The following is a 13,259-nucleotide window of genomic DNA, read 5'->3' as shown; positions in this document are numbered from 1 at the left end:
CACGCGCCCGGCTGCTTCCGGCAAGGCTTTCCCCTGCCCGGCAGTTCTTGCCGGGTATGTGAGGCCTGGACCGGCGCAAGGCAAGGGCGGAACGGCAAGAAAACGGCAAGAACGCAGGCTTTTCATCGGCTGGCCCGTCATTTGCTTCCGGTTTTTCGAGATGGTGTGTGCATGGGCCAGACCCGGATGTCGAGAAAGCGGAGCGCAGCGTGATCATCGCCAATGTCTTGCAGGCCACGGTATCGTCCGCCCCGGCGGCGGCGAGCGGGACATCCGTGCCCGCGTCCGGGGCGGTGGCTGGATCGGCGGGCGGCTTCGCGGCGCATCTTGCTCAAACAGGGCAGTCGGCAGGTGATGGTGCCGTGAGCGGGTTCGTCGGTCTTGTGCCGGCAGGGGGCACGGGTGCGGTGAAGACGATGTCCTCGGCCGCCTCAGCGCAGCTTCTCGGCAGCACGGCGCTCCCGCAGGCCGAGGGCGCCACCGGAGCCACAGAGGTTCCGGGGCTTTTTGCCGGACAGGTGGTGGCGGGCCGACCCGCAGCCAAGCTGCCAGGAGAGGGTTCGGGCGAGGGCATGGCCCTGTCTGCCGATCCGTCGGAGGACGAGAACGAGGCCGAGGCGCAGGCCGCGCCGGGATCGGCTGGACAGGGCGTGGTGCCCGCGCATGCGGATGTCCGGGCCGGTGGGTCCGTCGTCCATGGTCTGGGCGCGGGGAAGATCGCACTGGCGGAACCGGGATCGTCCGCCGAGCCGGCGCCCGGATCCACGCAGGCGCATAAGGGGCAGCCGCTTCAGGGCACGGCGCAGGGTAAGGGCGCCGTCGCCCCGCTGCCGGGCGGAACGGCGGGCATCAAGGGGGCCGCGGGTTTGCCCGAGGCCGTTGTCGCCGGGAGCGGCGGAGCTGCTGCTGGCGGTACGGGCGGCGGAGGCCCGGTGGTCGACAGCGACGGTGTTTCCCGAGCGGGTGCCGCAGAGACGGCAGGCGAACCAGAGGCGGGTGTAAGCCACCGTGTGCCGCCCGCAGCCGCGCCGGTCAAGGGCGGGCCTGAGGTTCAGACGCAGGCCCAAACCCAAACGAAACCAGTAATGTTTCCCGCGTTGAAGGACGGCATTCCCACAGGGGAGACGCGGCCTTCGGTACAGGTGTCGGGTGCGGCGGTCACTGGAGCAGGCTCCTCCAAAGCGGCGGTCCGACAGGTCACGGCAGAGGCCCAAGGGCACGTGCTGCCGGTTGGCAAGGCGTCGTCCTTGACCGCCGGCGGGGCAACCCCTGCCGCATCGGGGGCCAGCTTGAACGAAAACGCCGATGGGGCGCTGCCTGCGGCAGCTTCAGGTGCTGCAGGCGCCGGCGCTGATGCCAACCCGGAAAAGGCGGTAGCAAGACAGGCGCAGGCAGCCGGTGCCGGGGGAGACCCTGACAAGAACAGTCCGGTGGATGCGGGCGCGAAAGGCGGGGCGGGGCAATCCGCAGCACCGCGCTCCGTCGCCGGCCAGGCCTCGGCCGCCGCCCTGCGCGACGTTGAGACGGCTGAGGTGGACGTTCGCGCGACGATCGCCCTGACCGGGAATGAGGGCGCGAAGGCAGCCGCGACGGTGCCCGCCGATGCCACTGCTGCGACGGAAAAAACGCAAGCTTCGGCGCGGGTGGTCACCATGGTTCCGGGGCAAGGGGTGACGGGCCGCAGATCCGCTGAGGGCGCGGCCGGCGCCGCTGCTGCTGCCGCGCCGACCGATGCACAGGAGGGCGCACCGCTATCCGGCCGCGAGGGGCAAATTGCGGTCGAGCCGCTGCCTGGCGACGAAGCGGAGCAGAGTGCCGAGCGCAAGCCGATTGCCAATGGCAATGCCGCCGCCCGGGGCGAGCCTCCGACTGCGGCAGCCTCGCCATCGCAGCGTCCGGGCGTGAGCGCCGCGGCGCTGGCCTTCGCGGCTGCCATGAGTGAGCAGGGTGGTGCCACATCCGAAACGGATGCGGATGGGGTGTTGGAATTCGGCCGTGCCGAGCCGATGCCGGGAAGCTCCGCCTCCCATGCGATGGCGCGGGGAACGGCACCGCAGCCCTTGCCGCAACATGCGGCGGCGGCCAGCGTTCAGGTCGCGTCCGAGGTCGCCCGGCAGGCAAGCAAGGGCGTGAACCGCTTCCAGATCCGGCTTGATCCGGCCGAACTGGGGCGGATCGACGTGGATATGAAGATCGGTGCCGACGGGACGGTGCGGGCGCATCTGGCGGTCGAACGCAGTGAAACGCTCGACATGTTCCTGCGCGATCAGCGCGGCCTCGAACGGGCACTGGATGCGGCCGGGCTGAAACTGGACGGTGGTTCCTTGCAGTTTTCCCTGAAGGATCAGGGCGGCTTTGCCGGATTCGGCCGCGATGGCGCGGGGGAGCAGATGGCAGACACCGGTGCAACGGCGCATGAGGCGGCCGCCGCCGGGGAATTGGCGGATGCGCCGGTGCTTCCGGCAAGGGTTCACGTCGATGGGGCCAGCGGCGCTCTCGACATTCAGATCTGACCGGGCACGGCCGCGCTTGTCCAGACGGGACGCAGGCTTGCCTCGGGCATAGGGAGTAACGGCAATGACGACAGCAGCGGCGGCAACAGGCGGCGTTTCGGCCAGCGGAGCCTCGGCCAACAGTTCCTCGGCAAAGACCGCGCTCGACAACAACTACGAGCTGTTCCTGTCGATCCTGACCACGCAGATCCAGAACCAGGATCCGCTCAACCCGATGGATTCGTCAAAATACACCGAACAGCTTGTCCAGTATTCCTCCGTCGAGCAGCAGATCAAGACCAACGACCAGCTTGGCGGGATGCTGCAGATCATGGCCGCGTCGACCGCCTCCAGCTATGTCAGCTATCTGGGGACCAGCGTCGTTGCCTCGGGCGCGACGACGCAGCTCCAGTCGGGCGAGGCCAACTGGACCTACAACGCGGAGGAGGGCGGCGAGACGCTGGTGGAGATCCGCAACAGCATGGGCGCGGTGGTCTATCAGGGCAAGGAAACGCTCTCCGAAGGCAAGAACAGCTACACTTGGGATGGGCGCACCTCGGCGGGATCCACCGCGCCCGATGGCCAGTACTCGATCTCGTTGGTGCAACTCGATGACAAGGGCAATCCCGCCCGACGGGTGCCGACCGAGGTGAAGGGCGTCGTCGAGGGGGTGGAGTTCACCGGATCGGGGGCGCTGTTGACCGTTGGCGGCGCGAAGATTCCGGCCAGTGCGGTCATTTCTGTGAACAGCAACTGAGTCTTCTTGCAGGACACTGCCGTGTCACGCGATATGGCGCCGCACCTGCCAACGCGGCGTCGTTTTTTGTTTCACTCTGTTTTTTTCTCAAATTGCGATTCTTGAGAGCATACCGCGCAACTCAGGATTCCCGTGCGAAACATGGGAAAATGGGCCGGTTCCACTCGTTCCAATTCTTACCGAATTGTTGATTGTGGTTTAGGCAAATTTTAAAGCCGCTGACGTATTGTCTGCTCAACGTGGTCATGTTGAGTGTGAGTGTACAATGACCGACCGAGCAAGTGCGCGAGTCAAATATGTTATCGGCCCTGATGGGTCGCCGTTAACGATTGCCGATCTACCGCCTGTTACTACCCGGCGGTGGGTTATTCGCCGAAAGGCGGAAGTCGTCGCGGCAGTACGCGGGGGGCTCTTGTCTCTCGACGAAGCCTGCAAGCGATATACGCTGACGGTGGAGGAATTCCTCTCCTGGCAAAGCTCGATCGACCGGCATGGACTTGCCGGTTTGCGGGCGACGCGCGTGCAGCAATACCGGAACTGACGGGGCGGCGGGCGATCCGGTCTTTCGCCTCTTGTCCGCCATTCAATTCCGCCAAATTCCTTGCCTGATGGCCGGCCGCTGCGCCGGCCATTTTGCGTTTTCGCGGCCCGACTTGGGGGCTGAGCGGTCGTGGGCTGTGGTGCGGGTCAGCGCGCCTTGCGAAAATCGCCAGTGCTTCGCGGCTGCGCCGGCTGATCCGGATCGGCGGAAATCGCAGGTCGCGCGCCATCCCGATCTGCCCTCGGTCAATTTTACCGGGTAGAAATTGCAATCCGCGAGGGGAAACCCGCGGAAAATTCGGCGTTTTTACCAATTGCTAACGTTCGTTAACATCTTGTTTACCATCTGGCGGGCAAAAATTGCCTACCAGCCATCCAGGGGGCAAATCATCATCCCCTCATTACCCCGTTCCCCTGGATGGCATGGGTCGCAAGCCCTTTTCCCGCACGCATCGAACGGGTCATCTCGTGAACGGATTTGGTGAACTGGTAAAAACACTTGGGCCCACCCGGCTGGCGGCAATGGGGGCCGTTGCGGCCATCCTCGTCGGTGTTTTCGCATTCATCATGCTGCGCATCAGCACACCGCAGATGACCCCGCTCTACACCGACCTCACCTTTGAAGACTCCTCGGCCATCGTCTCCCAGTTGGAGAGCCTGGCGGTCCTGCATGAATTACGTAATGACGGCTCCACCATCCTGGTGCCGGAGGAAGAGGTTTTCCGCACGCGCATGCGGCTCGCCGAGCAGGGGCTGCCGCTCGGCGGGTCGGTCGGATACGAGATTTTTGACAAGGCCGATACGCTCGGCACCACCAGCTTCGTGCAGAACATCAACCACACCCGCGCGCTGGAGGGCGAGTTGGTCCGGACCATTCGGTCGATCGGCCGCATCAAGGCGGCGCGGGTGCATCTGGTGATTCCGGAGCGCAAGCTGTTCCAGCGAGATTTCCAGCCGCCCACCGCCTCGATCGTTCTCAACGTGCGCGGCTCGCTCGATCCGGGCCAGATCCGCGCGATCCAGCATATCGTTGCCACTGCGGTGGAGGGGCTGCAGCCCAATTTCGTGTCGATCGTCGATGAGACGGGCCGGCTTTTGGCCAGTGGCGCGGGCGAGGAGGGCGAAGGTTTCATCGCGTCCTCCCTGCAGGAGCGGGCCCAGTCGATGGAAGCGCGGCTGCGCTCGCAGGTGGAAGAGATCGTCAACAGCGTGGTGGGTGTCGGTCGCTCCCGGGTGCGGGTGGCGATGGAGCTCGATCACAATCGCATCACCGAAACCCAGGAAACCTTCGACCCGGACGGGCAGGTGGTGCGCTCCACCCAGACGCGGGAGGAGAACAGCTCCACGATTGGTCGCGCCGGCGCCGTGACCGCCGGCACCCAGTTGCCGGAGACCGGTCAGCAGACCGGGGAGGATGCCAACCGCAACATCAGCAACCAGGCCGAGGAAATCGTCAATTTCGAGATTTCCAAGTCGACCAAGACCGAGGTGGTCGAGGCTGGCGGCGTGCGCCGGGTGTCGGTGGCGGTGCTGGTGGACGGGGTCTATGCGCCGGACGCCAACGGGGATCTGGTCTATGAACCGCGCAGTGCGGAAGAGCTGGAACGGATCGCATTGCTGGTGCGCTCGGCGGTTGGCTTCGACAAGGGGCGCGGCGATACGGTCGAAGTGGTGAACCTGCGCTTCGCCCAGGCGCCGAACAGCGTTCTGGCCGAGGTCGAGCCGGGCCTGTTCGAATTCTCCCGGGCGGACATGATGCGCTTTGTCGAGCTTGGTGTCCTGTTCCTGATCGCGGTGCTGCTGACCCTGTTCGCAGTGCGGCCGCTGGTCAAGCGGATCCTGACGGCGGAAGAGGCGCCGACGCCGGCGCTGACGGGACCTGACGGGCAGGCCGTCGAGCAGGCGTTGCTCGCCGACGGGAGCGCCGCCGCCATGGGTGAGACGCCGGCGATCGAGACCGACGAGGCCGGCGATCCGCGCATCGCCTGGCTGGAGGAGGCGCAGGCGCAAGGGGCGGTTCAGGTGGCGACCATCGCCAAGGTCGGCGATCTGATCGAGGAGTATCCGCATGAGGCGGTCAGCATCATTCGCAGCTGGATGAACGAGGCCGCCTGACCATGACGACCGAGGTGAAACCGAACACGGGAAACCAGCTGACGATCAGCGCATCGGAGAAGGAGCGTGAGCTGCGCGGCCCGGAGCGGGTCGCGGTGCTGTTGCTGGCGCTCGGCGAGCGGCATGGTCGGCGTATCTGGGAGCAGCTCGACGAGATGGAAGTGCGGGAGGTCTCCGCCGCCATGTCGCGTCTCGGGCCCGTCACGCCGACGATGCTGGAGAACCTGTTCGTCGATTTCGTCAAGAAGATTTCCAGCAACGGCGCGCTGAACGGCAACGTGGATGTGACCGAGCGACTGTTGTCGAGCTTCCTGCCGCGGGACCGGGTCTCCATCATCATGGAGGAAATCCGCGGTCCGGCCGGGCGCAACATGTGGGAGAAGCTCTCCAATGTGCAGGAGAACGTGCTCGCCAACTACCTGAAGAACGAATACCCGCAGACGGTTGCGGTGGTGCTGTCGAAGATCGACCCGGATCACGCCGCCAAGGTGCTCGGCATCCTGCCGGAGGAGCTGGCGCTGGAGGTGATCTCGCGCATGCTGAAGATGGAGGCGATCCAGAAGGAGGTGCTGGAGAAGGTGGAGCAGACCCTCCGGGTCGAGTTCATGTCCAACCTGACCAACACCAGCCGGCGCGACAGCCATGAGATGATGGCGGAGATCTTCAACAATTTCGACCGGCAGACCGAGGCCCGCTTCCTGGCGGCGCTGGAGGAGGAGAACCGGGATTCGGCCGAGCGCATCAAGACGCTGATGTTCACCTTCGACGATCTGATGAAGCTGGACGCGGGCAGCTGCCAGACGCTGTTGCGCAGCGTGGAGAAGGACCGCCTTGCCATCGCTCTGAAGGGCGCGTCGGAATCGGTGCGGGAGTTCTTCTTCAGCAACATGTCCTCGCGCGCGGCCAAGATGCTGCAGGACGACATGGAGGCGCTCGGGCCGATCCGGCTGCGCGATGTCGACGAGGCCCAGTCGGGCATGGTCGCGGCCGCGAAGGATCTGGCGGCCAAGGGCGAATTGATGCTCTCGAAGAGCAAGGGCGACGACGAGATCATCTACTAGGTGTGCATGTCCATGATGACGCGACTTTCGGGTACCCAGATGAAAGCCAACCGGTTCCTGTTCGACAGAAACTTCGCGGCGATCGAACTCCCTTCGGACGAGCCGGAAGAGGTGGTGGCGGAGCCGGAGATCCCGATGATCCCCCTGGCCGAGCACGACGCCCGGCTCGCGGTGGCCGAACACGCGGCCTATGAGCGGGGGCGGGCGGAGGTGCTGGCGGCGCAGCAGCAGAGCGAGCAAGGCCGGCTCGCCGATGAGGCTCGCCATCTGGCGGACGAAATCGCCGGGCTCGCGGAGCGGCTCGACCGGGATCAGGCGCGTCAGGAAAAGGATGCGGTGGCGCTGGCGTTTCTCGTCGCGCGGCGGATCTGCGGTCACCTGATCGCCCGCGAACCGCTCGGCGAGATCGTCGCGTTGATTTCCGAGTGTCTCGGTCCTCTGCGCCGCGCGCCGCATCTGGTGATCCGGGTGCGTGAGGGTGACCTTGCCCAACTGAAGGCTGAGGTCGAACCGCTGGTGAACGAGAAGGGGTTCGAGGGACGGGTCGTCTTTCTCGGCGAGCCGGAGCTTGCGGCCGGCGATTGCCGCATCGAATGGGCGGATGGCGGGATCGTGCGCGACCGCCGTGCCATCGAGAAACAGGTCGATCAGGCGGCACGCCGCTATTTCGAGGGACGACGCGCCGGCAAGAGCCCGGCGCAGGCCGTCGACCATGGAGCCGCTGAGGAGGCGGAAGGCAAATGAGCGAGAGCGACAAGGCCGAGGGCGGAATTCCGCTCACCGAAATGGAAGCGCAGGATGTGGGCCGGGACGCGGATCGCGACCATTCTCTGGCGCGCAGCGCGGCCGATCTGGAAGCTGTGTTCGATGTGCCGGTGCAGATCTCCGCAGTGCTTGGCCATTCGCGGATGCATGTTTCCGAGCTCTTGAAGCTGGCACCGGGCACGGTCTTGAAACTCGACCGCAAGGTCGGCGAGGCGATCGACATCTATGTCAACGACCGGTTGGTGGCGCGCGGCGAGGTCGTGCTCGTGGAAGACAAGCTCGGCGTCACCATGACGGAAATCATCAAGTCCGACCGCTGATCGGAACAGGAGAAGACCCATGCGACTGTTGATCGTCGGCAGCCTCCAGGGACAGCTGATCACCGCGTCCAAGATGGCGATGGATCGCGGTGCCGCCGTCACCCACGCCGATTCCATCGACGGCATGCTGAAGGTGCTGCGTTCGGGGCGCGGTGCCGATCTGGTGATGGCCGATGTGGGCCTCGACATCGCCGAGCTGATGGAGCGGCTGCAGCGGGAGCGAATCCACCTGCCGGTGGTCGCTTGCGGCGTCAAGACGGACGCCAGCGCCGCCGTGAACGCCATCCGCGCCGGGGCCAAGGAATACATCCCGTTGCCGCCGGATCCGGAGCTGATCGCCGCCGTTCTGGCAGCGGTGGCGCGCGACCAGTCGAACCTGATCTATCGCGATGGGTCGATGGCGGCGGTGGTGAAGCTGGCCGAGCAGGTCGCCGCCTCCGATGCCTCCATTCTGGTGACCGGTGAATCCGGCTCCGGCAAGGAGGTGATTTCCCGTCACGTCCACAACCTCTCGAACCGCGCCGACAAGCCGTTCATCTCCATCAACTGCGCGGCGATCCCCGAGCATCTCTTGGAATCGGAGCTGTTCGGCCACGAGAAGGGCGCCTTTACCGGCGCGGTCGCCCGGCGGATCGGCAAGTTCGAGGAAGCCGACGGCGGCACCTTGCTGCTCGACGAGATCTCGGAAATGGATGTGCGGCTGCAGGCCAAGCTGCTCAGGGCGATCCAGGAACGGGTGATCGACCGGGTGGGCGGCAACAAGCCGGTCGCCGTCAACATCCGCATCATCGCCACCTCGAACCGGGACCTGACTGAGAGCGTGCGCGGCGGCACCTTCCGCGAGGATCTTCTCTACCGGCTCAACGTGGTCAACCTGAAGCTGCCGCCGCTGCGCGCGCGGCCCGGCGACATTCTGGAGCTGGCCGAGCATTTCGTCGACCGCTACGCCCGGGAAAACGGCGTGCCGAAGCGGCCGGTCTCGGAGGAGGCACGGCGGATGCTGGTGGCCAACCCCTGGCCGGGCAACGTGCGCGAGCTGGAAAACACCATGCACCGGGCGGTGCTGCTTGCCAGCGGCGAGGAAATCGGTCTTGACGCGATCCGCATGCCCGATGGCAGTCCGATCACCGGCGGCGGGGCGTCCGCCGATGCCCGGGTGGCCGCCAGTGCTGCGGCGACGGCCGAAGCGGTCAGCCGGGTGCTGGTCGGCCGCACGGTTGCCGATGTGGAACGCGACCTGATCCTCGACACGCTCGATCATTGCCTTGGCAATCGCACCCACGCGGCGAAGATCCTCGGCATTTCGATCCGCACCTTGCGCAATAAACTGAACCTTTACGCTGAGGACGGTGTCGAGGTGCCGGGGCCCGGCGAAGCCCGCATTGCAATGGCGTGAGCGGGCCGGTGGGGACGTTCAAGTGAGAACCGGACATGAGTGACCTGACGCCAGGCGAGGCAGGAGGCGGCGTTCCGGCGACGGCAACGCCGGAACGGTCCGGCGGTGTCCGGCTGCCGGCCGGTCTGCCGAGCATCGCCGGCATGTGGGACACCATCAAGCGCGGCGAGATCGCCCTGGCGCTTGGGGTGATGGTTATTCTGGTCGTCCTCATCCTGCCGATGCCGGCGATGATGCTGGACCTGTTCCTGGCCATCTCGATCATCTTTTCCGTGCTGATCCTGATGACAGGCCTGTTCATCCAGAAGCCGCTGGAATTCTCGTCCTTCCCCACGGTGCTCTTGATCGCCACCATGTTGCGGCTGGCGCTGAATCTGGCCTCCACCCGGCTGATCCTGGCGCATGGCCATGAGGGCACCGGGGCGGCCGGCCAGGTCATCCAGGCCTTTGGCCATTTCGTCATGGGCGGCAACTTCATCATCGGGATCATCGTCTTCTCGATCCTGGTGATCGTCAATTTCGTGGTGATCACCAAGGGTTCGGGCCGTATCGCCGAGGTGGCCGCGCGCTTCACCCTCGATGCCATGCCGGGCAAGCAGATGGCGGTGGATGCCGACCTCAGTGCTGGGCTGATCGATGAGGCGACCGCGCGTCAACGGCGGCGCGACCTTGAGGACGAAAGCAGCTTTTTCGGCGCCATGGACGGTGCCTCGAAATTCGTGCGCGGCGATGCCATTGCCGGACTTCTGATCACCTTCATCAACATCGTCGGCGGGATCATCATCGGCATCGCCCAGATGGACCTGTCGTTTTCGCAAGCGGCGACGACCTACACGCTGCTGACCATCGGCGACGGTCTCGTTTCGCAGATCCCGGCGCTGATCGTCTCCACCGCCGCTGGCCTGCTGGTCTCGAAGGCCGGCGTTTCCGGTTCGGCGGACAAGGCGCTGGCAAAGCAGCTTTCCGGCTATCCCAAGGCGCTTGGCATGTCCTCCTTCGTCATGGTGACGCTGGCGATGCTGCCGGGCATTCCAATGGTGCCGTTCCTGGCTCTTGCCGGTCTTGCCGGCTATCTGGCCTTCCGCTCCAGCCGCTCGCAGCAGGTGGCGGCCGCAGAGGTGGCGCAGGCGGAGGTGGCGGCGAGCGCCCCGCCGCCGCCGGCCGAACCGCCGATCACCGATGCGCTGAAGATGGACGAATTGCGCATCGAGCTGGGCTATGCCCTGTTGCCGCTGATCAACGGACAGGGCGGCGACGGCGACCAGCTCACCCAGCAGATCAAGGCCCTGCGGCGGCAGCTTGCGGCTGATCTCGGTGTGGTGATGCCGCCGGTGCGGATCCTCGACAACATCCAGCTCGGTGCCAATGACTACGTCATCAAGGTCAAGGAGGTGGCCGCCGGGCAGGGGCAATTGTTCCCGAACCATTTCATGGTGATGGACCCGCAGGGCGGCCAGGTGAAACTGCCGGGGCAGCAGACCATGGAACCGACCTTCGGGCTGCCGGCCACCTGGGTGGAGGGGCAGTACCGCGAAGACGCGGCCTTGCGCGGCTACACGGTGGTGGATCCGGCGACGGTGCTCGCCACCCATCTCACCGAGACGATCCGGGGCAATGTCTCCGAGTTGCTCACCTACGCCGATGTGCAGAAGCTCTTGCAGGAAATCACCGGCGAACAGGCCAAGCTGGTGGAGGATATCGTTCCCTCGCAGATCACCGTCTCCGGCATCCAGCGGGTTCTGCAGGCGCTGCTCGCCGAGCGGATTTCGGTGCGCGATCTGGGTACCATTCTGGAGGGCATCGCCGAGGCGACCGGCTTCACCCGCAATCCGGCGACGATCGCCGAGCATGTGCGCTCGCGCCTTGCCCGGCAGATCAGCGCCGCCAATCAGGCGCCCGGCGGCTACCTGCCGCTGATCGCCCTGTCGCCGCAATGGGAGCAAGCGTTCCTGGAGGCCATCGTCGGCGAGGGAGACGAACGCTCGCTCGCCATGGCGCCGTCAAAGCTGCAGGAATTCGTCCGGCTGGTGCGCGAGGCGTTCGAGCAGGCGGCTCAGGCTGGCGAGGTGCCGGTGCTCTTGACCTCGCCGCAGACGCGGCCGTTCGTGCGTTCGATCGTCGAGCGGTTCCGCGCACATACCACGGTGATGAGCCAGAACGAGGTGCATGCGCGGGCAAGGCTGAAGACGGTGGGATCGGTCTGACCGGGAGATGTGCGGGGTATGGGCGGTGCGGCGGCGTCAGACCTTGATGTCGAGGGACTCGATGGCCTTGTCGATGGCGCCGTTCTTCTCGTCGATCTTGGCCTGGGCCTCGTTCTGCACCCGTTGCGCCACCTGCTGGAACAGGAGCTGGGTCGCGCTCTGGGTGGCGTTGAGCCCCACGCCGAAGACATTGGCGGCGACAGCCTGCTGGTTGATGAACTTCTCTGAATGCTCGCGCTGCTTGGCACGCCAGGCCTTGTTCCGCTCATAGAATGAGAACTGCTGGGCTTTGCCGAAGGATTTGCCGATGAGAGGCATGGCGGGCGGTCTGGGTCCTGCGCGAGGGACTACATTCAGGAGCAGTGTGACGGGGATTGGGTTAACAGCCCGTTAACCTGTTGGGCGGGGCGCTGAGACTTGATCGCGGCGGCGGGCCGGCGTACCTGAGGCTGCCCACCCATGATCCACAGTCCAGCCTTTCAGGGTCTTGCCATGTCCACGCTGTCCGTCAGTCTTTCCGGCTACACCGACCTGCCTGCGGGCAAGATCGCCAGCATTGTCACCTATCTGGAGATGCACGAACGGCCGGAAGCGCGCTCTGCGGACCGGCCGGACCTGAGCCTGCAGCGGGTCACCGACCCCGAGCCGCATGCCTATCGGGCTCTGTTTCGCCGGATCGGCGCGGATTGGCTCTGGTTTGGGCGGCTCGAGATCAGCGATGAGGCCTTGACCGAGATCCTGCGCAAGCCCGGGAACGAAATCTATCAGGTGATCCGGGCGGGCGAGCCGGTCGGGCTGCTGGAGCTCGATTTCGCCGACCCGTCGGATGTGGAGCTTTCCTATTTCGGGCTGGTGCCGGAAATGCTCGGCGGCGGTGCCGGTCGCTGGCTGATGAACCAGGCGCTGGATCTGGTGTGGTCCCGTCCGCAAACCCTCCGGTTCTGGGTGCACACCTGCACCGCCGACAGCCAGAAGGCCGTCGGCTTCTATCGTTCCAGCGGGTTCAGCGCCTACAAGCGGGCGATCGAGATCGCCGATGATCCGCGCCTCTCTGGCCTGCTGCCGGAAGACGTTGCCCCGCATGTGCCGCTGATCGGCGGGTAGGTCCTGCCCCTGGCGCTCAGGCCTCGCCGGTCATCTTCAGCACCCGGGCGCCGGTCGCGTCTTTCAGGGCCTGCGGCGACACGGAAAAGACGCTGTTCGGCGTGCCGGCGGCGGCCCAGACCGAGCCAAAGCCCAACAGATCCTCGTCGATGTAGATGGCGACATCGGACGCATGGCCGAGCGGGGGAACGCCGCCGATGGCATAGCCGGTGCGCTCGCGCACGGTGCGCCCGTTCGGACGGGCGAGCGCCTCGCCGATGCGGCTTGCGACGGCGGCCTCATCCACCCGGTTGTCGCCGGACACCAGAAGCAGGATCACCGCGTCGCTGTCGGCGCCGAGGAACACCAGCGACTTGACGATTTCGGCGACGGTGCAGCCGCAGGCGTTCGCCGCATCCTGGGCGGTGCGAGTCGACTCCGGCATCTGAAGAATGGAAATCGGCAGGTTGGCGGTGCTGGCCGCCTGTGCGACCCGGTCGATACTGGAGACGGTTGCCATCGGAAT

General features: G+C 65.7%; 12 protein-coding genes. 10 read left to right on the top strand and 2 right to left on the bottom strand.

What is annotated here, in order from left to right; translation table 11 throughout:
• The first annotated feature begins 362 nt into the window (after positions 1–362).
• From LC062_RS21490 to flhA, 9 genes are all read left to right on the top strand, one after another.
• On the top strand, positions 363–2,513 hold the full coding sequence (locus LC062_RS21490; RefSeq protein ID WP_224911531.1) for a flagellar hook-length control protein FliK: 2,151 nt from the start codon (positions 363–365) through the stop codon (positions 2,511–2,513).
• A gap of 64 nt (positions 2,514–2,577) precedes the next feature.
• Positions 2,578–3,249, top strand: a complete 672-nt coding sequence (locus LC062_RS13375) for a flagellar hook assembly protein FlgD (RefSeq protein WP_224911530.1) — start codon at positions 2,578–2,580, stop codon at positions 3,247–3,249.
• A 265-nt stretch (positions 3,250–3,514) separates the two neighbouring features.
• Positions 3,515–3,790, top strand: a complete 276-nt coding sequence (gene sciP / locus LC062_RS13370; RefSeq protein WP_224911529.1) for a CtrA inhibitor SciP — start codon at positions 3,515–3,517, stop codon at positions 3,788–3,790.
• A gap of 467 nt (positions 3,791–4,257) precedes the next feature.
• Complete coding sequence (fliF, locus tag LC062_RS13365) at positions 4,258–5,904, top strand: flagellar basal-body MS-ring/collar protein FliF (RefSeq protein WP_224911528.1); 1,647 nt, start codon at positions 4,258–4,260, stop codon at positions 5,902–5,904.
• A gap of 2 nt (positions 5,905–5,906) precedes the next feature.
• Positions 5,907–6,965: a flagellar motor switch protein FliG gene (gene fliG, locus LC062_RS13360; RefSeq protein ID WP_224911527.1), complete on the top strand. Its 1,059-nt coding sequence runs from the start codon at positions 5,907–5,909 to the stop codon at positions 6,963–6,965.
• Positions 6,966–6,977: 12 nt separating this feature from the next.
• Positions 6,978–7,709 (top strand): FliH/SctL family protein, encoded by a 732-nt coding sequence (locus tag LC062_RS13355; protein WP_224911526.1) that lies wholly within the window; start codon positions 6,978–6,980, stop codon positions 7,707–7,709.
• Positions 7,706–8,050 (top strand): flagellar motor switch protein FliN, encoded by a 345-nt coding sequence (gene fliN, locus LC062_RS13350; RefSeq protein WP_224911525.1) that lies wholly within the window; start codon positions 7,706–7,708, stop codon positions 8,048–8,050. The genes LC062_RS13355 and fliN overlap by 4 nt, the downstream gene beginning before the upstream one ends.
• Before the next feature lie 19 nt (positions 8,051–8,069).
• Positions 8,070–9,446, top strand: a complete 1,377-nt coding sequence (gene flbD, locus LC062_RS13345) for a sigma-54-dependent transcriptional regulator FlbD (RefSeq protein ID WP_224911524.1) — start codon at positions 8,070–8,072, stop codon at positions 9,444–9,446.
• Between the two features lie 35 nt (positions 9,447–9,481).
• Entirely contained in the window at positions 9,482–11,650 is a 2,169-nt protein-coding gene (gene flhA / locus LC062_RS13340) for a flagellar biosynthesis protein FlhA (protein ID WP_224911523.1), read from the top strand.
• 36 nt (positions 11,651–11,686) lie between these two features.
• Here the strand turns inward: flhA and LC062_RS13335 are convergent, their stop codons facing one another.
• The gene (locus LC062_RS13335; protein WP_224911522.1) at positions 11,687–11,968 is read right to left on the bottom strand and encodes a hypothetical protein; all 282 of its coding nucleotides are present in this window, start codon (positions 11,966–11,968) and stop codon (positions 11,687–11,689) included.
• Between the two features lie 141 nt (positions 11,969–12,109).
• Between LC062_RS13335 and LC062_RS13330 the strand changes: the two genes are divergently transcribed.
• Complete coding sequence (locus tag LC062_RS13330; protein ID WP_224911521.1) at positions 12,110–12,754, top strand: GNAT family N-acetyltransferase; 645 nt, start codon at positions 12,110–12,112, stop codon at positions 12,752–12,754.
• A gap of 16 nt (positions 12,755–12,770) precedes the next feature.
• On the opposite strand, the gene LC062_RS13325 is transcribed toward LC062_RS13330, so the two are convergent.
• On the bottom strand, positions 12,771–13,253 hold the full coding sequence (locus tag LC062_RS13325; RefSeq protein ID WP_224911520.1) for a YbaK/EbsC family protein: 483 nt from the start codon (positions 13,251–13,253) through the stop codon (positions 12,771–12,773).
• Between the last annotated feature and the right edge of the window lie 6 nt (positions 13,254–13,259).

The sequence above is a fragment of the Stappia indica genome (assembly GCF_020177335.1).
In the GTDB taxonomy this organism is placed as follows: domain Bacteria; phylum Pseudomonadota; class Alphaproteobacteria; order Rhizobiales; family Stappiaceae; genus Stappia; species Stappia indica_B.
Note: the sequence above shows the minus strand (reverse complement) of the source record. Positions and strands in the feature narration are given on the sequence as shown.

Bases quoted from the DNA above. Each gene is read 5' to 3' on its own strand.
- LC062_RS13335 (WP_224911522.1), bottom strand. From the start codon at position 11,968: ATGCCTCTCATCGGCAAATCCTTCGGCAAAGCCCAGCAGTTCTCATTC.
- fliN (WP_224911525.1), top strand. From the start codon at position 7,706: ATGAGCGAGAGCGACAAGGCCGAGGGCGGAATTCCGCTCACCGAAATG.
- LC062_RS13375 (WP_224911530.1), top strand. From the start codon at position 2,578: ATGACGACAGCAGCGGCGGCAACAGGCGGCGTTTCGGCCAGCGGAGCC.
- LC062_RS13325 (WP_224911520.1), bottom strand. From the start codon at position 13,253: ATGGCAACCGTCTCCAGTATCGACCGGGTCGCACAGGCGGCCAGCACC.
- LC062_RS13330 (WP_224911521.1), top strand. From the start codon at position 12,110: ATGATCCACAGTCCAGCCTTTCAGGGTCTTGCCATGTCCACGCTGTCC.
- flbD (WP_224911524.1), top strand. From the start codon at position 8,070: ATGCGACTGTTGATCGTCGGCAGCCTCCAGGGACAGCTGATCACCGCG.
- fliG (WP_224911527.1), top strand. From the start codon at position 5,907: ATGACGACCGAGGTGAAACCGAACACGGGAAACCAGCTGACGATCAGC.
- LC062_RS13355 (WP_224911526.1), top strand. From the start codon at position 6,978: ATGATGACGCGACTTTCGGGTACCCAGATGAAAGCCAACCGGTTCCTG.
- flhA (WP_224911523.1), top strand. From the start codon at position 9,482: ATGAGTGACCTGACGCCAGGCGAGGCAGGAGGCGGCGTTCCGGCGACG.
- sciP (WP_224911529.1), top strand. From the start codon at position 3,515: ATGACCGACCGAGCAAGTGCGCGAGTCAAATATGTTATCGGCCCTGAT.